The sequence below is a fragment of the Paraburkholderia sp. GAS333 genome, assembly GCF_050435665.1.
Lineage (GTDB): Bacteria > Pseudomonadota > Gammaproteobacteria > Burkholderiales > Burkholderiaceae > Paraburkholderia > Paraburkholderia fungorum_A.
The window spans coordinates 1,359,706-1,384,048 of record NZ_JBNDKS010000003.1 but is presented as its reverse complement, the minus strand read 5'-3'; the positions used below and the strand labels follow the sequence as shown (position 1 = coordinate 1,384,048).

At 61.7% G+C, this 24,343-nt stretch carries 18 protein-coding genes, 1 tRNA gene and 1 pseudogene; 6 read left to right on the top strand and 14 right to left on the bottom strand.

Annotation, left to right across the window (positions count from 1 at the left end; translation table 11 throughout):
* Positions 1-238: 238 nt before the first annotated feature.
* From ABH945_RS21940 to ABH945_RS21915, 6 genes and pseudogenes are all read right to left on the bottom strand, one after another.
* A tRNA-Ile gene (locus tag ABH945_RS21940) sits at positions 239-326 on the bottom strand.
* 137 nt (positions 327-463) lie between these two features.
* Positions 464-2,854, bottom strand: coding sequence for an RNA polymerase sigma factor RpoD (gene rpoD / locus ABH945_RS21935; protein WP_429251879.1), 2,391 nt, complete (start codon positions 2,852-2,854; stop codon positions 464-466).
* A 127-nt stretch (positions 2,855-2,981) separates the two neighbouring features.
* Positions 2,982-4,856 carry a DNA primase gene (gene dnaG / locus ABH945_RS21930; protein WP_429251878.1) on the bottom strand — a complete coding sequence of 625 codons (1,875 nt, stop codon included), beginning with the start codon at positions 4,854-4,856 and terminating at the stop codon, positions 2,982-2,984.
* A gap of 83 nt (positions 4,857-4,939) precedes the next feature.
* The gene (locus ABH945_RS21925; protein ID WP_074766790.1) at positions 4,940-5,386 is read right to left on the bottom strand and encodes a GatB/YqeY domain-containing protein; all 447 of its coding nucleotides are present in this window, start codon (positions 5,384-5,386) and stop codon (positions 4,940-4,942) included.
* Positions 5,387-5,621: 235 nt separating this feature from the next.
* Positions 5,622-5,845 (bottom strand): annotated as a pseudogene (gene rpsU, locus ABH945_RS21920) (30S ribosomal protein S21).
* 77 nt (positions 5,846-5,922) lie between these two features.
* A complete protein-coding gene (locus ABH945_RS21915; protein WP_429251877.1) occupies positions 5,923-7,140 on the bottom strand; it encodes an NAD(P)/FAD-dependent oxidoreductase in 1,218 nt (405 codons plus the stop codon).
* 120 nt (positions 7,141-7,260) lie between these two features.
* On the opposite strand from ABH945_RS21915, the gene tsaD reads away from it, so the two are divergent.
* On the top strand, positions 7,261-8,289 hold the full coding sequence (tsaD, locus tag ABH945_RS21910) for a tRNA (adenosine(37)-N6)-threonylcarbamoyltransferase complex transferase subunit TsaD (protein WP_074771000.1): 1,029 nt from the start codon (positions 7,261-7,263) through the stop codon (positions 8,287-8,289).
* A 100-nt stretch (positions 8,290-8,389) separates the two neighbouring features.
* On the opposite strand, the gene folE2 is transcribed toward tsaD, so the two are convergent.
* The 4 genes from folE2 to ABH945_RS21890 all read right to left on the bottom strand — a co-directional run bounded on the left by folE2 (position 8,390) and on the right by ABH945_RS21890 (position 12,618).
* A complete protein-coding gene (gene folE2 / locus ABH945_RS21905) occupies positions 8,390-9,196 on the bottom strand; it encodes a GTP cyclohydrolase FolE2 (RefSeq protein WP_429251876.1) in 807 nt (268 codons plus the stop codon).
* Positions 9,197-9,438: 242 nt separating this feature from the next.
* Entirely contained in the window at positions 9,439-11,346 is a 1,908-nt protein-coding gene (dxs, locus tag ABH945_RS21900) for a 1-deoxy-D-xylulose-5-phosphate synthase (RefSeq protein WP_074770999.1), read from the bottom strand.
* Positions 11,347-11,431: 85 nt separating this feature from the next.
* Positions 11,432-12,313, bottom strand: a complete 882-nt coding sequence (locus tag ABH945_RS21895) for a polyprenyl synthetase family protein (RefSeq protein WP_429251875.1) — start codon at positions 12,311-12,313, stop codon at positions 11,432-11,434.
* Positions 12,310-12,618: an exodeoxyribonuclease VII small subunit gene (locus tag ABH945_RS21890; RefSeq protein WP_074766779.1), complete on the bottom strand. Its 309-nt coding sequence runs from the start codon at positions 12,616-12,618 to the stop codon at positions 12,310-12,312. The genes ABH945_RS21895 and ABH945_RS21890 overlap by 4 nt, the downstream gene beginning before the upstream one ends.
* Before the next feature lie 287 nt (positions 12,619-12,905).
* On the opposite strand from ABH945_RS21890, the gene ABH945_RS21885 reads away from it, so the two are divergent.
* Positions 12,906-14,012 carry an aromatic ring-hydroxylating oxygenase subunit alpha gene (locus tag ABH945_RS21885; RefSeq protein ID WP_074766777.1) on the top strand — a complete coding sequence of 369 codons (1,107 nt, stop codon included), beginning with the start codon at positions 12,906-12,908 and terminating at the stop codon, positions 14,010-14,012.
* 306 nt (positions 14,013-14,318) lie between these two features.
* A complete protein-coding gene (locus tag ABH945_RS21880; RefSeq protein WP_429251874.1) occupies positions 14,319-15,188 on the top strand; it encodes a sulfurtransferase in 870 nt (289 codons plus the stop codon).
* Positions 15,189-15,317: 129 nt separating this feature from the next.
* Here the strand turns inward: ABH945_RS21880 and ABH945_RS21875 are convergent, their stop codons facing one another.
* The 3 genes from ABH945_RS21875 to polA all read right to left on the bottom strand — a co-directional run bounded on the left by ABH945_RS21875 (position 15,318) and on the right by polA (position 20,520).
* On the bottom strand, positions 15,318-16,187 hold the full coding sequence (locus tag ABH945_RS21875; protein ID WP_074766772.1) for a dienelactone hydrolase family protein: 870 nt from the start codon (positions 16,185-16,187) through the stop codon (positions 15,318-15,320).
* Positions 16,188-16,269: 82 nt separating this feature from the next.
* Entirely contained in the window at positions 16,270-17,622 is a 1,353-nt protein-coding gene (locus ABH945_RS21870; RefSeq protein ID WP_074766770.1) for an NAD(P)/FAD-dependent oxidoreductase, read from the bottom strand.
* Positions 17,623-17,778: 156 nt separating this feature from the next.
* Positions 17,779-20,520, bottom strand: coding sequence for a DNA polymerase I (gene polA / locus ABH945_RS21865; protein ID WP_429251873.1), 2,742 nt, complete (start codon positions 20,518-20,520; stop codon positions 17,779-17,781).
* Position 20,521: 1 nt separating this feature from the next.
* Here polA and ABH945_RS21860 point away from each other — a divergent pair, with 1 nt between their 5' ends.
* The 3 genes from ABH945_RS21860 (at position 20,522) to ABH945_RS21850 (ending at position 22,618) form a co-directional block, all read left to right on the top strand.
* Entirely contained in the window at positions 20,522-21,265 is a 744-nt protein-coding gene (locus tag ABH945_RS21860; RefSeq protein ID WP_074766765.1) for a TIGR00730 family Rossman fold protein, read from the top strand.
* A gap of 256 nt (positions 21,266-21,521) precedes the next feature.
* Positions 21,522-22,091: a chromate transporter gene (locus ABH945_RS21855; RefSeq protein WP_429251872.1), complete on the top strand. Its 570-nt coding sequence runs from the start codon at positions 21,522-21,524 to the stop codon at positions 22,089-22,091.
* Complete coding sequence (locus ABH945_RS21850; protein ID WP_074766761.1) at positions 22,088-22,618, top strand: chromate transporter; 531 nt, start codon at positions 22,088-22,090, stop codon at positions 22,616-22,618. The genes ABH945_RS21855 and ABH945_RS21850 overlap by 4 nt, the downstream gene beginning before the upstream one ends.
* 60 nt (positions 22,619-22,678) lie before the next feature.
* On the opposite strand, the gene ABH945_RS21845 is transcribed toward ABH945_RS21850, so the two are convergent.
* Positions 22,679-24,205 carry an AMP nucleosidase gene (locus ABH945_RS21845; RefSeq protein ID WP_074766759.1) on the bottom strand — a complete coding sequence of 509 codons (1,527 nt, stop codon included), beginning with the start codon at positions 24,203-24,205 and terminating at the stop codon, positions 22,679-22,681.
* Between the last annotated feature and the right edge of the window lie 138 nt (positions 24,206-24,343).

The window sequence follows — 24,343 nt, the reverse complement described above, 5'->3', positions numbered from 1 at the left end:
CAGCAGATAGCGCGGCTCTGCATCACTCGAAATCAAAACGGGGGGAATCACGTCCGCGATCGAAGGGGCAGCTAGGGAAGGGCCAACGAACTGGCGCTGATCGCCGAGTCAGAATGGACGCAAACGAAGGGTAACGAATGATCCGGCCAGTCGAGGCCGGAGATATCAGACAGCCGAATTGCGGAACGATCCAGCTTTTGCGGAACAATAGTGAAGTTTCAAAAACTGCTGAAACCTTTGGTGGGCCGGGTCGGATTCGAACCGACGATGTCCTTTCGGAGGCGGATTATGAGTCCGCTGCCTGCAACCAGCACGGCGTCCGGCCCAAGAAAAAAGACCCGGTCGTGAAGGCCGGGCCCATTCGCTGATTGGCCGACATACTACACGAAAAAGGGGCCTCCGCGAAACAACGAGGAGGCCCCTTCAAACTACTGCATTACCTGTTACCCAACAGTCGCAACGATCAATTCCCTTCGAGGAACGACTTGAGCTTGTCCGACCGGCTCGGGTGACGCAGCTTGCGCAGCGCCTTCGCCTCGATCTGACGGATCCGCTCACGCGTGACGTCGAACTGCTTGCCGACTTCTTCGAGCGTGTGATCGGTGCTCATCTCGATGCCGAAGCGCATGCGTAACACCTTCGCTTCGCGCGGCGTCAACGAGTCGAGCACGTCTTTCACGACATCGCGCATGCTTGCATGCAGAGCCGCGTCGGCCGGCGCAACCGTGTTGTTGTCTTCGATGAAGTCGCCGAGATGCGAATCGTCGTCGTCACCGATCGGCGTTTCCATCGAGATCGGCTCCTTCGCGATCTTCATGATCTTGCGGATCTTGTCTTCCGGCATTTCCATCTTCTCGGCCAGCGTCGCCGGGTCCGGTTCGAGTCCGGTTTCCTGCAGAATCTGCCGCGAAATACGGTTCATTTTGTTGATCGTTTCGATCATGTGAACCGGAATCCGGATGGTGCGCGCCTGGTCGGCAATCGAACGCGTGATGGCCTGGCGAATCCACCACGTGGCATACGTGGAAAACTTATAGCCGCGACGATATTCGAACTTGTCCACCGCCTTCATCAGACCGATGTTGCCTTCCTGGATCAGGTCGAGAAACTGCAGACCACGGTTCGTGTACTTCTTCGCGATCGAGATCACGAGACGCAAGTTAGCCTCGGTCATCTCGCGCTTTGCCTGACGCGCCTTCAGTTCACCGGCCGCCATCTGACGGTTGGTTTCCTTCAGGTCTTTCAGCGGCAACACCACACGAGCCTGCAAATCGAGCAGACGTTGCTGCTGTTCACGAATGGCCGGAATGTTCCGCGTGAGGATCGCGCTGTATGCGTGACCTTCGCCGACGATCTTGTCCGCCCACTCCAGATCCGTCTCGCTGCCCGGGAAACGCGCGATAAATTCCGCACGCGGCATGCCGCATTTGTCGACCACGGTATGCAGAATCTGACGCTCGACCTGACGCACTTCGTCCACCTGCGCGCGCAACGTATCGCACAAACGCTCGACGGTACGCGCGGTGAAGCGGATCGTCATCAGTTCGTTCTGAATCGTTTCCTGCGCCTTCAGATACGACTTCGACTTGTAGCCTTCCTTCTCGAACGCACGACGCATCTTGTCGAACCACTCGCTGATCATCGCGAATTTTTCGAGCGACGCACGCTTGAGCGCTTCCATCTGCGCCGCGTTGGCGGTGGCTTGCGCCGCGCCGTCGTCCTCTTCTTCGTCGTCGTCGCTTTCTTCTTCGACTTCTTCGTCTTCGCTTTCGATCGCTTCCGCTTCCTGTTCGGAGAAGCCATCGGCGTCTTCAGCGTTTGAGTCGATCAACCCGTCGACTAGTTCGTCGATGCGGATCTCTTCGTTCGCGACGCGCTCGGCCATCGCGAGGATGTCGGCGATCGTGGTCGGGCACGCGGAGATGGCCATCACCATGTGCTTGAGGCCGTCTTCGATTCGCTTCGCGATCTCGATTTCGCCTTCGCGTGTGAGCAGTTCGACCGTACCCATCTCGCGCATGTACATGCGGACGGGGTCGGTGGTGCGGCCAAATTCGGAGTCGACGGTGGACAGCGCAACTTCCGCCTCTTCTTCCACTTCGTCGTCTGACGAAGCGGCGGGCGCGTTGTCGTTCAGCAGCAGCGTTTCAGCGTCGGGGGCCTGTTCGTAGACCGCCACGCCCATGTCGTTGAACGTGCTGATGATGCCTTCGATCGCCTCGGTTTCGGTGAAGTTGTCCGGAAGGTGATCGTTGATTTCAGCGTAGGTGAGGAAGCCGCGCTCCTTGCCGAGCTTGATCAGCGCGCGCAGTTTCGAACGGCGCTCCTCGAGCTCCTCGACCGTGCCCGGCTGCGACGACGCGAATGCATCTTTCAGCAGCGCTTTTTCCTTGGCACGACGGTCACGAGCCTTGACCTTTTCGACCTTGCCAGGAGGCGCGGCAGGAGTCTCTTCGGTCTGGGGTGCTTCGTCATCGACGGATACTTCAGTCAGCTTTTTCGTCATGGAGTTCGCCGTACCGGCTGTAGTCTCGACTCGCGGCTGTTGGACAACAGCCGGTTGAACCGTGGATACTGGAATCTCACGCGCCGCCACCTCGTCCTGCACAGCAGGCGCTTCCCTTTCGCTTCTGACACCTGACCCCGTAGCGGCCGGTTGTGGTGCAGCTTTCGCTGCCCTGACCGGATCCGCGCGCGCGGCCGAAGTGGTCGATGAGTTCTTCCCGGCAACTGGCGTAACGCTGACGGTAGACGTTTTTCTGGCGGAAGAAACTAACTTGGCCTCGGTGACCTTTCTGGTCGGCTCCGTGGAGCCTGTGCCTGTCGCTTTATTTCCGCCCGTAGTCTTTGCCATCGCATCGCCTTTTCGCCTTTGCTAGGAAAACCCTTGAAAAACAAACCGCTGGAAACCCTCAATTATAGCACTTGGGTTTTTTGTCAACCTTTTTGTGATTCCTTTGTCAGTCCTTCCGCCAAGCCCTTTACAGGCCTAGCTGACGCTTCATGTCAGCCCGCTTTCTGTTCAGTTCCGAGAGCTCCGCGAACTCTTCCGGCGTGTGCCGGGATTGCCGCGAAAGTTGCTCGAGACGCTCGCAGTAAGCGTCATACCGCATCTTCAGGATCGCGGCCGTCAGTTCCTCACCCACGATCCGTTCCTGCTCCCGCCGCTCCTCGATAACAGTCGCATCCTCGGGATCTTTTAGCAGCAAATCCCGGACATTTTCATCATAGTCCAGAATTTTGCGAAAGATTTCCTCGAAAGTTGGGGCGTTTGCGCCGTTTCGCAATAGGTCGGACAACAACTGAAACTCCGCCGAATCGCCGAGTGCACGTGCGTGCGTCGTCACTTCCTCGAACAGTTCGCCGTGCCGGGTCACGCTCAGAAGCGCCTGTTCGGCGTCTTCGTCGAGCACGGCCACCGTGCGCGGATACATCACCAGATTGCGCAGGGTCTTTTCCTCGATTCCCGTGACACTGCGTCGATCCTTGCGAGCGGGCGCCTGGCGCGCAGCCGCTGCGATTCGCGAATCGACTTCGCAAAGAGCGGCAACTTCGTCGAACGGCACGTCGAGCCGGTCGGCGAACATATGCATGATCTGCGCGCGCAACGCGTTGGCCGGCAAGGCCTGCAACAGCGGCTTGGCGTCGAACAGCGCGCGGGCACGGCCTTCCGGCTGATCCAACTCCTTGCCCGTGAGCACTTCGTTCAGCATGAATTGCGACAGCGGCATCGCGCGTTCGACCTGTTCGGCAAATGCCTCCGTGCCGAATTCGCGCACATAGCTGTCGGGGTCGTGCTCGGACGGCAGGAACAGGAAGCGGATGGTCCGGTTGTCCGCCGCATGCGGCAGGCAGGCGTCCAGCGCGCGACGGGCGGCGCGACGGCCGGCCGAATCGCCGTCGAAACTGAAGATGACCGTGTCGGTCTGGCGCATCAGTTTCTGGACGTGAATCGGTGTGCAGGCCGTACCGAGCGTGGCAACCGCGTTCTGAAACCCCAACTGGGCCAGCGCAACCACGTCCATGTAGCCTTCGACCACGAGCACGTAATGTTGCTCGCGAATCGCTAGCCGCGCCTCGAACAGGCCGTATAGCTCGCTGCCTTTGTTAAATAGCGGCGTTTCAGGCGAATTCAAATACTTGGGCTCGCCGCCGTCCAGCACGCGGCCGCCGAAGCCGATCACCTGCCCTTTGACATTGCGGATCGGGAACATGATCCGCTCTCGAAAACGGTCATAACGGCGGTTCTGCCCTTGCGCATCCGACTTTTCGCTGACGATAACCAGCCCCGATTCGACCAGTGAATCGTCCCGGTAATTGGGAAATGCGGGCTCGAGATTCTGCCAGCCGTCCGGCGCATAGCCGAGGCCGAAACGGGCCGCGATTTCGCCGGTCAAGCCGCGTTTCTTCAGATACTGGATGGCATTGGGCGCGCTGCGCAGCTGCTTGCGGTAGTAATCGCAGGCGGTTTGCATGACGTCGGACAGCGCGGTCGTGACGGCTTTGGACGCCCCCGACGAATAACCGCCGGAACCGCCCGAGCCACCGCCATATCCCGGCGACGGTTCGTTCGGCACGGTCAAGCCGACCGATTGCGCCAGATCGTTGACCGCCTCGGGAAACGAGGAACCGACGTGCTCCATCAGGAAGCCGATGGCCGTGCCATGCGCGCCGCAGCCGAAGCAGTGATAGAACTGTTTAGTCGGACTAACCGTAAACGAAGGGCTTTTCTCGTTGTGGAACGGACAAAGCCCCATGAAGTTCGCGCCGCCCTTTTTCAACTGCACGTACCGGCCGACCACGTCGACGATATCGACGCGGTTGAGCAGGTCCTGCAGGAATGACGGTGGAATCACAGTAAATGACGCTACCTTAAAAGCTCAACACTGCGCGCGCCGCCGTCGGGCGGCGTGGCGCGCAGGCCGGGGTCAAACAGAAATTACTTCGAGAGCGCAGCTTTGACCTGCGCCGAAACCGCAGTCATATCGGCGCGGCCGGCCAGCTTCGGCTTGAGCACGCCCATCACCTTGCCCATGTCCTGCGGACCGGCTGCGCCGGTTTGTGCGACCGCTGCCTGAACTTCGGCAACGATTTCCGCTTCGGACATCTGCTCCGGCATGTACGCAGCGAGGATGGCCAGCTCGGCCTTTTCCTTGTCGGCGAGATCCGTGCGGGCGGCGGCTTCGAACTGGCTGATCGAATCCTTGCGCTGCTTGATCATCTTGTCGACGACCGCCGTGATCGCGGTGTCGTCGAGCGTCACGCGCTCATCGACTTCGCGTTGCTTGATGGCGGCGAGCAGCAGACGGATCGTGCCGAGACGCTCGGTCTCGCGCGCCCGCATGGCAGCTTTCATATCGTCGTTGATCCGGTCCTTGAGAGTCATCACTCACCTGAATGCGTTGAAAAATTTGAAAAACCGGCGGGGCGGACACCACTCCGCTGCATCAACACGAATACCCGCTTGGGGACTGCTTCCTCAAGCGGGTTGGCGCAATATGCGTAGTGGATGCGACCCTGCCGGCTGGCCCGAAGGGCCGTGTTTCCGTGATGGCACCTGCTGTGCCGCCACCGGTTGGATGTCGCCGCTCCGTTCAGACGGAACCGCGGCAACGCCAGAATCAGTAGAACTTCTTTGGCAGCATCTGACCACGCAGACGCTTGAAATGACGCTTCACCGCAGCCGCCTTCCTGCGCTTGCGCTCAGCCGTAGGTTTTTTGCAAAACCCGCGAGCGCGAAGCTCGGTCAGCAAGCCGTTTTTCTCCGCGGTGCGCCTGAAACGGCGCATGGCGACTTAAAGCGGCTCGTTGTCTGCTCGTTGCCTTTCACGCGGATTATCGTCATTTTTCAACAACGAAACCCCGCAGAGGTTCAGGAGTATAGCAGAGCTTTCTCACAAAGCTAATGCGCCGTCAAGCCCTTTATGCTGCCCGCGCGAACTCGGCGGCGGCCTGCCCGGCAGCCACGCCAGAGGCCCATGCCCACTGGAAATTGTAGCCGCCGAGCCAGCCGGTCACATCGACCGCCTCGCCGATGAAATACAGGCCTGGCGTGCGTTCGCTCATCATCGTCGACGACGACAAACCGCGCGTATCGACACCGCCGCGCGTAACTTCCGCTTTGCGATAGCCCTCGGTGCCGTTCGGCGTCAGCGTCCAGCGCGACAGCGCGTCGCCGACTCGCCGCAGCGTCTTGTCCGGCAGATCCGCCACGCGCGCCTCAGCGGGAATCTGGTGGGTGTCGAGCCAGACGTGCGCGAGCCGCTGCGGCACCCACTCGGACAGCAGGTTGGCGATCTGGCGTTTGGTGCCCGTTTTCGCCTCCAGCAGGTCGGCGGTGGCGTCGCGTTCAGGCAGCAGATTGATATGAATCGGCTCGCCAGGCTGCCAGTAGCTCGAAATCTGCAGCACGCCTGGGCCAGACAAACCACGGTGAGTGAGCAGCAGGTCTTCGTTGAATTCGGCGCCCGTTTTCTTGTTGCCGGTCGCCAGTTGCACGTCGAGCGAGACGCCCGAAAGCGCCGCAAACGGCTCCCAGTCGGCTGCGGCGAAAGTCAGCGGAACCAGCGCCGGGCGCGTGTCGATCAGCTTGTGACCAAACTGCTTGGCGAGCCGATAAGCAAAATCGGTCGCGCCGATCTTCGGAATCGACAGGCCGCCGGTCGCCACCACCAGCGCACTCGCGGTGATCGGACCCGACGGGGTGTCCAGTGTGAAGCGGCCTTGCGCGTCCTGACGCACCTCTTCCACCGACAGCGGCGTGCGCCACGCAATCCGGCCCGCATCGCACTCGGCCTTCAGCACGTTGATGATCGCGTCGCTCGACTGGTCGCAGAAAAGCTGCCCCTTGTGCTTCTCGTGCCACGTCACGTGATGCCGCTTGAGCAGCGCCATGAAGTCGCGCGGCGTGTAGCGAGCCAGCGCCGAACGGCAGAAATGCGGATTCGCCGACAAATAATTATTCGGCCCCGCGTAAAGATTCGTGAAATTGCACCGGCCGCCGCCGGAAATGCGGATTTTTTCCGCGAGACGCTGCGAGTGGTCGATCAGCACCACGCGGCGGCCAAGTTGCCCGGCCACGGCCGCGCACATCATGCCGGCCGCGCCCGCGCCGATCACTGCGATATCGAAGGATTCCATGGGGCCGCATTGTACCCGCGCGTCTGCGGGCGCTTACCCACGCTGCTATACTTTCAGGCTTACCTTTTTCTTTCGGACGCGCGCACGGTCACCACTTTTGCGCCGTTCAAACCACCCATCATGCTCGTTCTCGGCATCGAAAGCTCCTGCGACGAAACCGGTCTCGCGCTCTACGACACGGAGCGCGGCCTGCTCGCGCACGCGCTGCACTCGCAAATCGCGATGCATCGGGAGTACGGCGGCGTCGTGCCGGAACTGGCGTCGCGCGATCACATCCGGCGCGCGCTGCCGTTGCTCGAAGAGGTGATGGAACGCGCGGGCACCGTGCGCAGCGACATCGACGCGATCGCCTACACGCAAGGGCCGGGGCTCGCGGGCGCGCTGCTGGTCGGCGCGAGCGTCGCCAATTCGCTGGCGATGGCGTGGGACAAGCCGACCATCGGCATCCATCACCTTGAAGGCCATTTGCTGTCGCCGCTGCTCGTGGATGAACCGCCGCCGTTCCCGTTCGTTGCGTTGCTGGTGTCCGGCGGACATACGCAATTGATGCGCGTGACTGACGTGGGCGTCTACGAGACGCTCGGCGAAACGCTCGACGACGCCGCCGGCGAAGCCTTCGACAAAACCGCGAAGCTGCTCGGCCTCGGCTACCCAGGCGGCCCGGAAGTCTCGCGCATGGCCGAATTCGGCACACCGGGCGCCGTGGTTCTGCCGCGCCCGATGCTGCATTCCGGCGACCTCGATTTCAGCTTCAGCGGCCTGAAAACGGCAGTGCTGACGAACGCCAAAAAGCTCGGCGGCGCGAACATCTGCGAACAGGCGAAAGCCGATCTGGCGCGAGGTTTCGTCGATGCAGCGGTAGACGTGCTGGCCGCCAAATCGCTGGCTGCACTGAAGAAGACGAAGCTCAACCGGCTGGTCGTTGCGGGCGGCGTGGGCGCGAACCGTCAACTGCGCGAAGCGCTCTCCGCTGCCGCGAAGAAGCGCAATTTCTACGTGCATTACCCCGACCTGTCGCTGTGCACGGACAACGGCGCGATGATCGCGCTGGCCGGCGCGTTGCGCTTGCAGCGTTGGCCGGATCAGTCGGGCAAGGATTACGCGTTCACCGTGAAGCCGCGCTGGGATCTGACGTCGCTCGCGCGCTAGGCTGCGCATCCGGGCCTACCCGGGCAACTCGAACCGTAAAAAAAGCCGCTTGAAAAGCGGCTTTTTTCTTGCGCTGCCGAGGCAGTGCGCTGCGTGACGGTCAGGCCACCCGCTTGTCCCGCTCGATCACCGCATATGCGCTGTGATTGTGGATCGACTCGAAGTTCTCGGCTTCGAGCGAATACGCGACAATCCGCTCGTCCGCATTCAGACGTTGCGCGACGTCGCGCACGAGGTCTTCGACGAACTTCGGATTTTCATACGCGCGCTCGGTGACGAACTTCTCGTCCGGGCGCTTGAGCAGGCCCCACAGTTCGCACGACGCCTCTTCTTCGGCGATCCGCACCAGTTCTTCCACCGCCACATCGCCGGTGAGTTCGGCGTTGATCGTGACGTGCGAGCGCTGGTTATGCGCGCCGTACTGCGAGATTTTCTTCGAACACGGGCACAGGCTCGTGACCGGCACCAGCACTTTCAGGAACAGACGCGTCGCGCCGTTGCGCGCGTCGCCGGTCAACGTGACCTCATAGTCGAGCAGACTTTGCACGCCCGACACCGGCGCGGTCTTGTTCACGAAGTACGGGAAAGACACTTCGATACGGCCCGCTTCGGCTTCGAGCTTGTCGAGCATCGCCGCGAGCATCGTGCGGAACGTGGCCGATTCGAGCGGCGTCTTGCTCTCTTCGAGCAACGCGACGAAACGCGACATGTGCGTGCCCTTCTGCTCAGCCGGCAGATGCACGTCGAGGTTCCACGTGCCGACCGTCGGCTGCACTTCGCCGCTTTGCGTGCGCACCGTCAACGGATGACGCACGCCCTTGACGCCGACTCGTTGAATCGGAATTTGACGCGTATCGGGCGTGCTTTGCACGTCGGGCATCACAAAGGCGGGATTCATCTGGTTCATTTTTTTGTCCTTTCAGGAGACGCCGGGCCGCCCAGGTTGTCCGCGCCCGACGATCCCGTTGGGGATCGAGGGCTGTCGCGAGTCGACCGGATGGGGTGCTCGGCGGCCGTGCGAATCAGGATGCGCAACGGCGAACGCCGGCCTGGGCCGGCGTTTGAAGATGGGCCAGAGGCTCACCGATTCAAGTGGGAAACCGCCATGGCCGTGCTGACACAGCGGCAACATGGCAAACGGCAGCGCAATTAAGCGACGCGCTTCACCGAAGATTGACCGCCGACCGCGCCGCTCGACAGAAAGCGCTCGCGAATCGACTTGGCGATGCCCGTAGCGTCGAGACCGCACGCGGCGAGCAGCTTGGCCGGATCCCCATGATCGATGAACTGGTCGGGGAGGCCCAATTGTAGTACGGGACGAATAACCCCACTTTCAAGCAGGGCTTCGACGCAAGCCGAACCTGCACCGCCCATCACACAGCCTTCTTCGACGGTGACGATGGCGTCGTGCGTTTCGGCCAGCTGGCGGACCAGTTCGGCGTCGAGCGGCTTGACGAAGCGCATGTTCGCGACTGTCGCGTCCAGTTGCTCAGCGGCTGCGAGCGACGGCGCGACCATCGTGCCGAACGCCAGAATCGCAATGCGCTTGCCGGCCGGCTGCGAGGTTTCGCGACGCACTTCGCCCTTGCCGATCGGCAACGCCGCCATCTGCTTGACGGTGGCGACACCCGTACCCGCACCGCGCGGATAACGCACCGCCGTCGGATTCGGTTGCTGCAACGCCGTGTACAACATCTGACGGCATTCGTTTTCGTCCGACGCAGCCATCACCGTCATGTTCGGGATGCAGCGCAGGAACGCGAGATCGTAAGCGCCTGCGTGCGTGGCGCCGTCCGCGCCGACCAGACCCGCGCGGTCGATCGCGAACACCACTGGCAGATTTTGCAGCGCGACGTCGTGGATCAACTGATCGTACGCACGTTGCAGGAAGGTCGAGTAGATCGCCACGACCGGCTTCATGCCGTCCGCAGCCAGACCGCCCGCGAAGGTCACGGCGTGCTGCTCGGCAATGCCGACGTCGAAGTAACGCTCCGGGAAGCGCTTCTCGAACTCGACCATGCCCGAACCTTCGCGCATGGCCGGCGTGATACCGACGACGCGCGCGTCCAGCTCGGCCGCGTCGCACAGCCATTCGCCGAACACCTGCGTGTAGGTCTTCTTCGACGGCGTGGTGGCCGGCTTGATGCCTTCCGCCGGGTTGAACTTGCCCGGGCCGTGGTACAGCACCGGATCGGCCTCGGCCAGCTTGTAGCCCTGACCTTTCTTCGTGACGACGTGCAGGAATTGCGGACCGCGCAGTTCCTTGATGTTCTGCAGCGTCGGGATCAGCGAATCGAGGTCGTGACCGTCGATCGGGCCGATGTAGTTGAAGCCGAACTCTTCGAACAGCGTGGCCGGCACGATCATGCCCTTCGCGTGCTCTTCGAGCTTGCGAGCCAGGTCGAGCATCGGCGGCGCGACGCGCAGCACGCGTTCGACGCCTGCACGCGCGGCAGCGTAGAAACGGCCCGACATCAGGCGCGCGAGATGGCGATTCAGCGCGCCGACCGGCGGCGAAATCGACATGTCGTTGTCGTTCAGGATGACCAGCAGCGGCACGTCGTCTTCGACACCGGCGTTGTTCATCGCCTCGAAAGCCATGCCAGCCGTCATGGCGCCGTCGCCGATCACGGCGATGCCCATGCGGTTATCGCCCTGCAGCTTGCTCGCGACCGCCATGCCGAGCGCAGCCGAAATGGACGTGCTGGAGTGCGCGGTGCCGAACGTGTCGTATTCCGACTCGTCGCGCTTCGGGAAGCCCGAAATCCCGTCGAGCTGACGCAGCGTGTGCATCTTGTCGCGGCGACCCGTCAGGATCTTGTGCGGGTACGTTTGATGACCGACGTCCCAGACAATCCGGTCGCGCGGTGTGTCGAACACATAGTGCAGAGCAATGGTCAACTCGACCGTGCCGAGGTTGGACGAAAGATGGCCGCCCGTCTGCGATACGCTGTCGAGCACAAAGGCACGCAACTCGTCTGCAAGCGGTTGCAACTGGCGGCGATCAAGGCGGCGCAAGGCTGCCGGGTCGTCAATGGTTTTCAGCAAGTCGTACATCGTCGTTCCATTGTAGGAAAACTTACGCGCCCGCACTTCATACATGCACCCGGGGATAAAGGTGCGCGGCGGCGGGCTTTCGCGTTCAGCTAACCCGGTTCACTACCAGGTCGGCCAATTCGGCAAGACGCTGCGCGCGTGCGCCGAACGGCGCAATCGCGGCGTGGGCGTCGCTGCGCAGTTGCGCTGCGAGCGCACGGGAAGCGTCAAGGCCAATAATCGACACGTAGGTCGGCTTGCCGTCCTTCGCGTCTTTGCCTGCGGTCTTGCCGAGCGTCGCGGAGTCGGTCGTGACGTCGAGAATGTCGTCGACGACCTGAAACGCGAGGCCGACAGCGGCCGAATAGGCGTCGAGTGCACGCATGGCTTCCGCGTCCGGCATTTCGCCCGCCAGTGCGCCCATGCGCACCGCGGCGCGCAGCAATGCACCGGTTTTCAGCCGATGCATGGTTTCCAGTTGCGGACGCGTCAGCGTGTGGCCGACGCTAGCAAGATCGATTGCCTGACCGCCGCACATGCCGATCGAGCCGCTCGCCAACGCCAGTTCACGCACCAGCGAAGCCTGCTGCGCCGGCGCCAGAACCTCGGACGTCAGCGCAACGAAAGCTTGCGATTGCAGCGCGTCGCCGACCAGCAATGCCGTCGCTTCGTCATATTTGACGTGTACCGTCGGCTTGCCCCGACGCAACGCGTCGTCGTCCATACAGGGCATGTCGTCGTGCACGAGCGAGTACACGTGGATCATTTCCAGCGCTGCCGCTGCCGCATCCAGGCATTCGGCGCGCGCGCCGGTCAGCTCACCGGCCGCATGGCACAGCAGCGGGCGAACCCGCTTGCCGCCGCCCAGCACCGCATAGCGCATGGCCTCGTGCAGTTTCGCGGGCTCGGTCGCCTCGGTCGGCAGATAGTGTTCAAGTGCCGTTTCGACGCGTTCGAGTACCGAGCGCGTCCATTGTTCGAATGTCATAGGTCGTCCCCGCTTTCAGTAGCGGCTGTGCCTGCGGTATTCATGGGCAGAGGCTTGAGCGTCTCGCCATCGAGCACGCGGACCTGCTGCTCGACCTTTTCGAGCTGCTGCTGACAAAACGCCACCAGAGCCGCACCGCGCCGGTAGGCGGTGAGCGACTCTTCGAGACTCAGGCTGCCGCCTTCCATGCGCGCAACCAGCTCTTCCAGCTCTGCCTGCGCGGCCTCGTAGTTGCCGGGCAACGGCGTGTTATCGACGCCTTCAGCAGGCGCGGCTGCAGGTTCTTTCGACGCGGTCTTCGCCATGAATAGTCGCAAAATTAAAACAAGTCGGACATTCTACGGCAAAAGCGACAATTCCGATCCGCTCGCCGCCTTCCCTCTCACCCGTGAATCCCGCGCCGCCCCAGCAGTCTCGCAGAAAAAAAACGATCAGTCTGCGGCTAAAAGGTCGAACTTTCATGACTTTTTTGACCCAAATCAGGCACTTAAGCGCCCCAGACATGGCGAAACTGTTATAATCGCAGGCTCCCTAAATCGAATCTATCGATGGTTGGGTTGTTCACTGCTTTCACGTCTTCACGGGAGTGGGAATGTCCAATCTGAGCAATGCATTGCAGTTGCGGTCTATTCACAGCCAGCTGCCAGTCACGGCTTACTTTGACGAAGCGCTCCTTACGCGCGAAATCGAAACCCTTTTCAAGAAAGGTCCTCGTTACATCGGCCACGATCTCATGGTGCCCGAAGCGGGGAATTATTTTGCCTTGCCCAGCGAAAGCGAGGGGCGCGTGCTCGTCCGCAACCAGCAGTCGCAGGTCGAATTGCTGTCGAACGTGTGCCGCCACCGGCAGGCCATCATGCTCAATGGTCGCGGCCAGACGGAGAACATCGTCTGCCCGTTGCATCGCTGGACCTACGATCTCAAAGGCGAGCTTCTCGGCGCGCCGCATTTCGCAGACAACCCCTGCCTGAATCTCGGCGCCACGCCGTTGCAGAACTGGCAAGGGCTGCTGTTCGAAGCGCAGGGCCGCGACGTCGCGCGCGATCTGGCTCGTCTGGGCACCAAACAGCACTTCGATTTTTCGGGCTTCATGTTCGATCACGTCGAGGTGCACGAGTGCAACTACAACTGGAAGACCTTCATCGAGGTCTATCTGGAGGACTATCACGTCGCGCCGTTCCATCCGGGCCTCGGCAGTTTCGTCAATTGCGACGATCTGACCTGGGAGTTCGGCGACTGGTACAGCGTCCAGACAGTTGGCGTGCACAAGGATCTGGAACAGCCGGGCAGCCCGACGTACCGCAAGTGGCACGACCAGGTGCTGCGTTTCCGTGACGGCAATCCGCCGGAATTCGGCGCGATCTGGATGGTTTACTACCCCGGCATCATGATCGAGTGGTATCCGCATGTGCTGGTGGTGTCGTGGCTGATTCCGCGCGGTCCGCAGAAAACCACCAATGTGGTGGAGTTCTATTACCCTGAGGAAATCGCGCTGTTCGAACGCGATTTCGTCGAGGCCGAACGCGCCGCCTATATGGAAACCGCCCGTGAGGACGACGAGATTGCCGAACGCATGGACGCCGGCCGTCGCGCGCTGATGAATCGCGGCGAATCGCAGGTCGGTCCTTATCAAAGTCCGATGGAAGACGGCATGCAGCACTTCCACGAATTTTTGCGGCGCGAACTGGGCGAGATCTGATCCGTTGCGGGAGTTTTTTCAACGCCACGGCCTTGTGCCGTTCGCGTTTGATCCGCTTCTCCGGCAGACAAATTCTTCGCGGCAAAATCTCGCACGAGATCGGAGCAAATGCTCACGCATTACCTTCGGGCAGCACAAGAAAGACGGGCTTCGGCCCGTCTTTTTTTGTTTAGACTAGCGGGATCGGCCATCCGTTTACGCGCCTGAACATCAGTACGCCGGAACGGAGCCGCCATCGCCCGATTCGAGCTTTCATGGAACCATAGCCAGGCGCTAAAGTGCCAACTCTGGTCGACAGGAGACGTCATGCCCCACACTCACTACACCACACTGATATCCGCGGCGAATCTCGCGGAACGGCTCGCGGCCGCGCCAGGCAGCGTGTTCGTCATCGACTGCCGGTTCGATCTTGCCGACCCGGAAGCGGGAGAGAAAGCGTATCTGGCCGGGCATCTGCCGGGCGCGCATTATCTGCATCTCGATCGGGATCTGTCGGGACCGAAAACCGGTACGAATGGCCGGCATCCATTGCCGGATCGCGCGCGGCTCGTGGAAACGCTGGAGTCGCGCGGGCTCAAGCAAGGTCAGCAAGTGATCGCTTATGACGCACAAGGCGGTATGTACGCCGCCCGCGCCTGGTGGCTGTTGCGCTGGCTCGGGCACGACGCGGTGGCTCTGCTCGACGGCGGATTGCAGGCATGGCAGGCCGCCGGCCAATCGTTGACGCAGGACGTCCCCGCACAGAACACCGGCGACTTCAAGGCTGGCGCGCCGCTCGCCGTGACGGTCGACGCACAGGCCGTGGAACGCAATATCGGCTCTAAAGAACGCGTGGTGGTCGACGCCCGCGCGGCCGATCGCTATCGCGGCGAGAACGAGACACTGGACCGCGTCGGCGGCCATATTCCCGGCGCGCTGAACCGCTTCTTCAAGGACAACCTCACCGCCGACGGCCGCTTCAAGCCCGCGCACACGTTGCGCGAGGAGTTTCACGCGCTGCTGGCCGACACGCCGCCGGAGCATGTGGTCCTGCAATGCGGCTCGGGCGTGACGGCTTGCGTCAATGCCCTGGCGATGGAAGTCGCCGGCCTGCACGGCGCTGCGTTGTATGCGGGCTCATGGAGCGAGTGGAGTTCGGATTCGAAGCGGCCGGTGGCGACGGGTCCTAATCCGTAAGCGCGGGCAGCTGTAAGTCGAAGGAAAATCAAAAGGCCGTTGCCGCGGACATGCGGCAACGGCCTTTTTTTATCTCAAGCAAAGGGCGCCGGCTATTGCAGCGCGTGTCCAGCCGCGCCCCGCATCAACTCACACGCCGTGCTGCTTGAACCACACCAACGCCCGACGCCAGCCATCCTCGGCATCGGCCTTCTTGTAGCTCGGCCGATAATCCGCGAAAAACGCGTGGCCCGCGTCGTCGTACACGACGAACTGCGAGCCGCGCCCCGCCTCCGGACCCTGAGCGATCGCCTGCTTCATCTGCTCGAGAGTGTCTTGCGGGATACTTTGATCCTGACGCCCATACAGACCGAGAACCGGCGCATGCAATTGCGCCACTTCGTCGAGCGGATTGGCGGGGGTGTTGGCGGTTTTCTGTCCCGTGACACGCCCGTACCACGCCACGCCCGCCTTCAGACGCGGGTTGTGCTCGGCGTACAGCCACGCGATCCGCCCGCCCCAGCAGAAGCCATTCACGCCGAGCCGGTTCAGATCGCCGCCGTTCTCGCCGGCCCAGGCGACCGTTGCGTCGAGGTCGGCCAGCACCTGCTCGTCCGGCACCTTGCTGACCAGTTGTTCGTTGAGCTGCTGCATGCTTGTGTAGACGGTCGGATCACCCTCGCGCTCGTACAGATTCGGCGCAATCGCCAGATAACCCTGCTTGGCGAAGCGGCGGCACACATCGGCGATATGTTCGTGCACGCCGAAAATCTCATGCACAACGATGATCACCGGCAAGTGCGTCTTGCCCTTCGGTTGCGCGCGATAGGCGGGCACCAGCGTGCCGCCCGAATGCACGGCGATTTCGCCGGCTTCGAGGCCGTCGCTATCGGTATGGATGGTTTGCGCCGACACCGGCAGCACCGCCGCCGCAAAACCAGTGCCGAGCGCCGCCTTGATGAAGGTACGGCGGTTGAATGGGACGTGTGGAACCAGGCTATCGATTTCGGGTTTCAGCATCCAGCGCTCCTAGATAGATTATTTGATGCAACAGGATACGCCGGACGCGCATCCTGTTGCAGAAGCAACCGTCCGCGAGCGCTCAGTGCAGCTTGACGCGCGGCAGCGTGGAGCGGCGCAGCCAGTGCGCGAAGGTATCGAGCACCATCCGCGCATAGCCGTGCAGCGCCGCAATGTGCAGCCGGTACAGCGACATATACATAAAGCGCGCGAACAGCCCCTCGATCAGCATATTTCCGCCGATCACCCCGCCCATCAGATTGCCGACCGCGCTGAAATGCCCGAGCGACACCAGCGAGCCGAAGTCGCGATAGGTGAATTCCGGCAGCGGCTGGTTGCCGAGCCGCGCCGCCAGCGCTTTCATCAGGAAACTGGCCTGCTGATGCGCGGCCTGCGCACGCGGCGGCACATTGCGCTCGTTGCCGGGCCACGGGCAGGCGGCGCAATCGCCGAGCGCGAAAATGTCGTCGTCGATTTCGGTTTGCAGTGTGCGGCGCACGACGAGTTGACCGAGCCGGTTGACCGGCAGGCCGTCGAGCTGGCTGAGAATCGGCGGCGCCTTGATGCCCGCCGCCCACACGGTCAGATCGGCGCGCACCGTATGGCCGCTTGCCGTGCGGATAATGCCCGGCGCGACTTCCGCCACCGTCTCGCCAATCATCAGCTTCACGCCGAGTTTGGTAAGCAGTTCGGCGGTGGCGGTGGACACGCGTTCCTGCAACGCCGGCAAAATGCGCGGCCCCGCCTCGATCAGCACGATGCCCACATCGTGCCGCGGATCAAGCTTGTGCAACCCATACGCGGACAGCACCTGCGCGGTGTTGCGCAATTCCGCCGACAGTTCAACACCCGTCGCCCCGCCGCCGACAATCGCCACCTGAATGCGCGGCTCACTGGCCGTCGACGTGCCCGGCCCCGGTCGCGATTCGACCGGCTCATGCACCTGATGCTCGGCGCGCATGCATGCTGCGATCAGGCGTTTGCGGAAGCGCTCGGCCTGGCCGACTGTATCGAGTGCGAGGGAGAACTCGGGTGCGCCTTTCACGCCGAAGAACGCCGTGGTGCTGCCAATCGCAATCACCAGCGTGTCGTATTCGAGTACGCGTTCGGGGAGCAGTTCGGCGCCATCGTCGTCGAGCACGATACCCAGTGTGAGACGCTTGTTCGTTCGATCGAGCCCGGTCAGATCGCCCTGTTGAAACTCAAAGCCGTGCCAGCGGGCTTGCGCGGCATATTCGAGTTCCTGCGTGAACGGGTCCATGCTGCCGGCTGCGACTTCATGCAGCAGCGGTTTCCAGATGTGCGTGGGATTGCGGTCGACCAGCGTGACCAGCGCGCGCTCGCCGCGCTTCTTGCCGGAGCCATAGCGGTCGCCAAGACGCGTGGCCAGTTCCAGCCCCCCTGCTCCCCCGCCAACGACGATAAATCGATGCATTGCACTCTCCGTGTTTGCCGATGAATTATCCGTCGTGACGACGCGCCTGGGCGCGCCGCCTTCCAGCGATTGTCCGCGAGCAGCACGGGTTGTCACAAGCCGTCAGTGCACATGTGTGACATGCGCACGACGTTATCGCGTGTGGCTACCTGCGCATCAATGCGCTTCTTCCCAGTTCAGACCGGCGCCCACGTCGGCGACCAGCGGCACTTTCAGCTGGGCGACACCGCACATCAGTTCCGGCAGACGCTTGCGCACTTCAGACAATTCCGCGTCCGGCACTTCGAGGATCAATTCGTCGTGCACCTGCATGATCATGCGCGTGCCGATCTTCGATTCTTCGATCCACTTCTGTACCGCGATCATCGACAGCTTGATCAGATCGGCGGCCGTGCCTTGCATCGGCGCGTTGATTGCTGCGCGCTCTGCGCCCTGACGACGCGGGCCGTTACCGCCGTTGATCTCCGGCAGCCACAAGCGGCGGCCAAACACCGTTTCGACATAGCCCTTCGCCTTCGCGCTCAAACGCGTTTCTTCCATATATCGCGCGACACCCGGATAACGCGCGAAATAGCGGTCGATATACATCTTCGCCGCGTCGCGCGTGATGCCGAGATTCGCCGCGAGGCCAAACGCGCTCATGCCGTAGATCAGGCCGAAGTTGATGACCTTCGCCACCCGGCGCTGATCGTTCGACACTTCGAGCGGCGTCACGCTGAAAATTTCCGCAGCCGTTGCACGGTGAATGTCCTCGCCTTGCGAGAACGAGCGCAGCAACGATTCGTCGCCGGAAATATGCGCCATGATCCGCAATTCGATTTGCGAGTAATCGGCGGACACCAGCTTATGTCCTGGCGGTGCAATGAACGCCTCACGAATGCGGCGGCCTTCGCCGGTACGCACGGGAATGTTCTGCAAATTCGGATCGTTCGATGCGAGACGCCCCGTGACCGCAACGGCTTGCGCATAGTTCGTATGCACACGTCCGGTCTGCGCGTTGACCATGCGCGGCAGCTTGTCGGTGTAGGTCGACTTCAGCTTCGACAAACCACGATGTTCGAGCAGGATCTTCGGCAGCGGATAGTCTTCGGCGAGCTTCTGCAGCACTTCTTCGTCGGTGGACGGTGCGCCGCTCGGGGTCTTCTTGACGACCGGCAACTCCAGCTTCTCGAAGAAAATCTGTCCGATCTGCTTCGGCGAACCCAGATTGAATTCGCCGCCGGCCAGCACGTACGCTTCGCTTTCCAGCTGGATCAGACGCGTGGCGATTTCGCTGCTTTGCGCGCGCAGTTTGTCGGCGTCGATCAGCACGCCGGTGCGTTCCATCTTGCGCAATACGCGTGACGTCGGCACCTCGATCGCCTTGTACACGTGATCGAGCGCCTTCTCGGCCGCCACTTGCGGATACATCGCCAGATGCAGACGCAACGTGATGTCGGCGTCTTCCGCTGCGTATTCGGCCGCCTGTTCGAGCGCGACTTCGTCGAAGCCGATTTGTGACGCGCCCTTGCCCGCGACCTCTTCGTACTTGATCGTCTTCATGCCGAGATGGCGCAGCGCGAGGCTGTCCATGTCATGCGTGCGATGCGATTCGAGCACGTACGATTGCAGCAGCGTGTCGTGTTCGATACCGCGCATTTCGATGCCGTAATTCGCCAGCACCTGCTCGTCGTATTTCAGATGCTGACCGACCTTCTTGCGGTCGCCGCTTTCGAGCCACGGTTTGAGCTTCGCGAGCACTTCGTCGCGCGGAAGCTGCACGGGCGCGTCAGGACCGCGGTGCGCAACCGGCACGTAACAGGCACGGCCCGGCTCGACGGAGAACGACAGGCCCACGATCTGCGCGGTCATCGGATCGAGCGACGTGGTTTCGGTGTCGAACGAAGTCAGCTCGGCCGCGTTGATTTTCTCGAGCCACGCGTCGAATTGCTCCCACGTCTGCACGGTGTCGTAATGCTTCTCGTGATCCACCGACAATGCGGGCGGCACATCCGTTTCAGGACCTTCGACCGCGTCGGCGATTTCGACTTCGCGCAGCCAGGTCTTGAAGCCGTGGCGGGTGAACACGTCGCGCAATTCCTCGCGCGATTCGGGCCGGCTTTGCAGGCTTTCCTCAATCGACACGATATGGTCGGTCAAACTGCAATTGCGCTCGACGGTGACGAGTTTGCGCGCCATCGGCAGAAAGTCGAGAGCCCGCCGCAAATTGTCTCCTACCGCACCTTTGATCTCGTCCGCGTGTGCGACGATGCCATCTAGCGAGTCGAATTGCGTGAGCCATTTGAGCGCGGTTTTCGGCCCGCACTTATCGACGCCCGGCACGTTGTCGACGGTATCGCCGATCAGCGACAGGTAGTCGATGATGCGCTCCGGCGGCACGCCGAATTTGGCGATCACGCCGGCGCGGTCGAGCTTTTCGTTCGTCATCGTATTGATGAGGGTGACATGATCCGACACGAGCTGCGCCAGATCCTTGTCCCCAGTCGACACGATCACGTTCATGCCGCGCTTCTCGGCTTCGGTGCTGAGCGTACCGATCACGTCGTCGGCTTCGACGCCTTCGATCATCAGCAACGGCCAGCCGAGCGCGCGCACGGCCACGTGAATCGGCTCGATCTGACGCGACAGATCGTCGGGCATCGACGGACGATTCGCCTTGTAGTCGGGATACCAGTCGTCGCGAAATGTTTTGCCCTTGGCGTCGAACACGCACGCGCTATACTCTGCTGTGACTTCCTTGCGCATGCGCCGCAGCATGTTGATCATTCCGTAGAGCGCACCCGTTGGACCACCATCGGGGCCGCGGAGATCCGGCATCGCATGGTAGGCCCGGTACAGATAACTCGAACCGTCGACCAATAGCAGGGTCTTACCTTCAAGGCTTCGTTCTTCAGGCATTATGACTAAGAGAAAAGTGATTCCGAGCCTGCGATCACTCGCAGATCAAGAGCGCGCAACGGCCAAGAAGGCCCGCGCATCGTGGCAGATGTTCACGATTATGGCAGAGTTTATCGAGGCGACCGAGTACCTCTCGGAGATTCGCCCGGCCGTCAGCATCTACGGTTCGGCGCGCCTGAAACCGAACTCGCCATACTACAAACTCGCCACGCAAATCGCGCGCAAGTTGTCGGACGCGGGCTTCGCGGTTATCTCGGGTGGCGGCCCCGGCATCATGGAAGCGGCCAACAAGGGTGCGCATGCGGGCAAGGCGCCGTCGGTCGGTCTGAATATCGAACTGCCGCACGAGCAATCGGGCAATCAGTGGCAGGACATCTCGCTGCGCTTCCGCCATTTCTTCACGCGCAAGGTCACGTTCGTGAAGAACTCGGACGCGGTCATCGTGATGCCGGGCGGCTTCGGCACGCTCGACGAACTCGCCGAAGTGCTCACGCTGATTCAAACCAAGAAGTCGCGCCACGTGCCGATCATTCTGGTCGGCGCGGAGTTCTGGGAAGGCCTGCTCGCGTGGTTCAAGAATTCGCTCACGCCAATGGGCCTGATCAATCCGACCGACATGGATCTGATGCAGGTGATCGACGATCCGGATCAGGTGCTCGAAGCGGTGCTGAAGTTTTATGAAGACCGTGAAGAGACAGAACCGCATCCGGCGAAATCGGATGAAGACCGGATGTTTTATCTGTGAGGTCGAGGCTGGTGCTGTGCGTTACTTTGCGTCCAACAGGCGCGAAGTGAGTATGCGGTAGCGCGGCACATGACCTTTAGCGGGCAGCCAGAATCTGGCTGCCCGTTTTCGTTTCATCGACTGGACAGTCGCGACGAAACGGCCGTGCATTACGGCTTGCAAGGCAGGCAGAATCGCAGCACGGCGCGCAAAAAATCCTTCCGCTCGCCGCCCGTTCGGCGCTAACCTGCTGAGCTTGAACCGGAAGCTCAGCGACATGAATCACGATCTCACTTCGACCGAACCCGCGCTCGCGCCTACGCCCACATTACGGCAAATCTTCGGCGGCTTTCTCGGGCTCGGGCTGATTTCTTTTGGCGGCGCACTGCCGCTCGCACGCCGCGCGCTGGTCGAACAACGCCGCTGGCTGAGTGCCGACGATTTCACCGATCTGCTCGGCTTATGCCAATTTTTGCCGGGCGGCAACGTGATCAATCTGTCGGTGGCAATGGGCATGCGCTTTCGCGGCGTACCCGGCGCATTGGCCGGTTTGCTGGGCCTGATCGCGGGGCCATCGCTCGTTGTGATCGGACTGGGCGTGCTCTATGAGCGCACGCAAAACGATCCGCATATTCGCCATCTGTTTGCAGGACTTGCCGCTGCCGCAGCGGGCCTGCTCATCTCAATGGCCGTCAAAATCGTGCTGCCGTTGCGCAATAAACCGATGGCCGCACTCATCGCCGTGCTCGGCTTCGTCGCGATTGCTGTTTTGCGATTACCGCTTCTGCCCACCATGCTCGTATTGACACCGCTCAGCATCTATATCGCATCGAGGAGCGCGCGATGAACGACACGCTCATTTCGCTTGCGGTTATTTTCAGCCAGCTTTCGCTGCTCGCGTTCGGCGGCGGCAATACGATTCTCCCGGAGATGCAACGTCAGGTCGTAGACGTGCATCACTGGATGCCGGCCAGCGAATTCAGCGCGTTGTTCGCGCTTGCGCAGGCCGCGCCAGGACCGAATCTGATGATCGTCACGCTGATCGGCTGGCATGTGGCCGGGTGGGCCGGAATGCTGGTGACGTCGATTGCGAAGTTCGGGCCGTCGTCGATCGTGACGATTCTCGCGCTGCATGCGTGGGAGCGGTTCAAGGACCGTCCGTGGCGGCGCTACGCGCAGCTGGGTTTGGTGCCGGTGACGGCCGGCATCGTCGCGGCGAGTGCGGCGTTGATCGCCCGCGCGTCGGACCCGACGGCGATTGCGTGGGCAATCACCGCGTTCACCGCCGTGATGGCGATGAAAACGCGGATTCATCCGTTGTGGCTGCTGGCAGCGGGGAGCCTGATCGGGTTGACGGGTTTCGGGCAGCTATGACGTTGAAGCGGTTTGCAGGCGCACGTTTTTTTTTCGCACGCCCGCAAACCTGACCAGCGCTTACTGGAACGCCACTTCCGCAAAACTCCGCAGTTTCCGGCTATGCAGACGATGCAGCCCATTCATCCGCAGCAACTCCATCGCCTTCACGCCGATCTGCAAATGCTGGTCGACCTGCGCGCGATAAAACTGATCCGCCATGCCTGGCAATTTCAGTTCGCCATGCAAAGGCTTGTCCGACACGCAGAGTAAGGTGCCGTAAGGCACGCGGAAACGGAACCCGTTCGCGGCGATCGTCGCGCTTTCCATATCGAGCGCGACCGCGCGGCTTTGCGACAGCCGCTGCACCGGCTCACGATGATCGCGCAACTCCCAGTTGCGGTTATCGACACTCGCGACCGTGCCCGTACGCATCACGCGCTTCAACTCGACGCCGTCCAGTTGCGTAACCTGCGCGACCGCACGCTCCAGCGCAACCTGCACTTCGGCGAGCGCCGGAATCGGCACCCACAGCGGCAAATCGTCGTCGAGTACGTGGTCTTCACGCACGTAGCCGTGTGCGAGCACGTAGTCGCCGAGACGCTGCGTATTGCGCAGACCCGCGCAGTGGCCGAGCATGATCCACGCGTGCGGACGCAGCACGGCGATGTGATCGGTGATCGTCTTCGCGTTCGACGGTCCCACGCCGATGTTGACCATCGTGATGCCGCTGCCGTCCGCGCGCTTCAGGTGATACGCAGGCATTTGCGGCAAACGCGGCGGCGCCGTGCCTTCCTGCGATTGCTCGCCGAGATTCTCGTTGTACGTGACCACATCGCCCGGTTCGACAAACGACGTGTATTCGCTGCGATACGCGCGCAATTCGGCGTCGTCGGTATGGGCCATCATCGTGCGGCCGAGTTTGACGAACTCGTCGATATAGAACTGGTAGTTCGTGTACAGCACGTAATTCTGGCAATGCGTGGGCGACGTAGCGGTGTAATGCTTCAGCCGATGCAGCGAGAAATCGACCCGCGCCGCCGTGAACAGCGCGAGCGGATGTGGCTCGCCCGGCCCCGGTTCATACGTGCCGTTCACAATGCGGTCGTCGAGCAGCGCGAGGTCGGGTGTGTCGAACACGTCGCGCATCAGGAACAGACGCTCGCGGTCGAGATCGCCTTCCAGATGAATGCCTTCGGCGAACGCGAAGTGAATCGGAATCGGCTGATCCGACACGCCCACTTCGATCTTCACATGATGGTTTTTCGCCAGCAGACGCAACTGTTCGCGGTAGTAATCGCCGAACAGATCGGGGCGCGTCACGGTTGTTTCGAACTCGCCCGGGCCGGCCACGAAACCATACGAGCGACGCGAGTCGATATGCGTGTTGACCTCGGTACACACGCGTACAAACGGATAACACGCGCGCACGCGGCTTTCGAACGACTCGTTCCTGCGATAGCGCGCGAAGGCGTCGCGCAAAAACGAAGTGTTCGCTTCGTAGATCGCCGAGAGACGCGTGACGGCGTCGGTCGCGTCATCGAACGATTCGGTTGGGAAGGTGTTGGCAGGAGTTTGCACTGCACGTTGATTGGTATCGTTCTTCATCTTCATGTGCCCCTATTGATGAGACGACATTACCACGGAACCCGTGATAGCCAAATGACCTGGCGGCGTTGCAACACATGTCGCCGCGCCCCGGCGGGATTGCGGGCAGATCGCGTGAAAGCGGCGCAAAATAAGGCG

What these genes read in the sequence shown, in the direction of transcription:
- rpoD (WP_429251879.1), bottom strand. Translation starts at nt 2,854, where the DNA reads ATGGCAAAGACTACGGGCGGAAATAAAGCGACAGGCACAGGCTCCACG.
- ABH945_RS21925 (WP_074766790.1), bottom strand. Translation starts at nt 5,386, where the DNA reads ATGACTCTCAAGGACCGGATCAACGACGATATGAAAGCTGCCATGCGG.
- ABH945_RS21915 (WP_429251877.1), bottom strand. Translation starts at nt 7,140, where the DNA reads ATGGAATCCTTCGATATCGCAGTGATCGGCGCGGGCGCGGCCGGCATG.
- tsaD (WP_074771000.1), top strand. Translation starts at nt 7,261, where the DNA reads ATGCTCGTTCTCGGCATCGAAAGCTCCTGCGACGAAACCGGTCTCGCG.
- folE2 (WP_429251876.1), bottom strand. Translation starts at nt 9,196, where the DNA reads ATGAACCAGATGAATCCCGCCTTTGTGATGCCCGACGTGCAAAGCACG.
- dxs (WP_074770999.1), bottom strand. Translation starts at nt 11,346, where the DNA reads ATGTACGACTTGCTGAAAACCATTGACGACCCGGCAGCCTTGCGCCGC.
- ABH945_RS21895 (WP_429251875.1), bottom strand. Translation starts at nt 12,313, where the DNA reads ATGACATTCGAACAATGGACGCGCTCGGTACTCGAACGCGTCGAAACG.
- ABH945_RS21890 (WP_074766779.1), bottom strand. Translation starts at nt 12,618, where the DNA reads ATGGCGAAGACCGCGTCGAAAGAACCTGCAGCCGCGCCTGCTGAAGGC.
- ABH945_RS21885 (WP_074766777.1), top strand. Translation starts at nt 12,906, where the DNA reads ATGTCCAATCTGAGCAATGCATTGCAGTTGCGGTCTATTCACAGCCAG.
- ABH945_RS21880 (WP_429251874.1), top strand. Translation starts at nt 14,319, where the DNA reads ATGCCCCACACTCACTACACCACACTGATATCCGCGGCGAATCTCGCG.
- ABH945_RS21875 (WP_074766772.1), bottom strand. Translation starts at nt 16,187, where the DNA reads ATGCTGAAACCCGAAATCGATAGCCTGGTTCCACACGTCCCATTCAAC.
- ABH945_RS21870 (WP_074766770.1), bottom strand. Translation starts at nt 17,622, where the DNA reads ATGCATCGATTTATCGTCGTTGGCGGGGGAGCAGGGGGGCTGGAACTG.
- polA (WP_429251873.1), bottom strand. Translation starts at nt 20,520, where the DNA reads ATGCCTGAAGAACGAAGCCTTGAAGGTAAGACCCTGCTATTGGTCGAC.
- ABH945_RS21860 (WP_074766765.1), top strand. Translation starts at nt 20,522, where the DNA reads ATGACTAAGAGAAAAGTGATTCCGAGCCTGCGATCACTCGCAGATCAA.
- ABH945_RS21855 (WP_429251872.1), top strand. Translation starts at nt 21,522, where the DNA reads ATGAATCACGATCTCACTTCGACCGAACCCGCGCTCGCGCCTACGCCC.
- ABH945_RS21850 (WP_074766761.1), top strand. Translation starts at nt 22,088, where the DNA reads ATGAACGACACGCTCATTTCGCTTGCGGTTATTTTCAGCCAGCTTTCG.
- ABH945_RS21845 (WP_074766759.1), bottom strand. Translation starts at nt 24,205, where the DNA reads ATGAAGAACGATACCAATCAACGTGCAGTGCAAACTCCTGCCAACACC.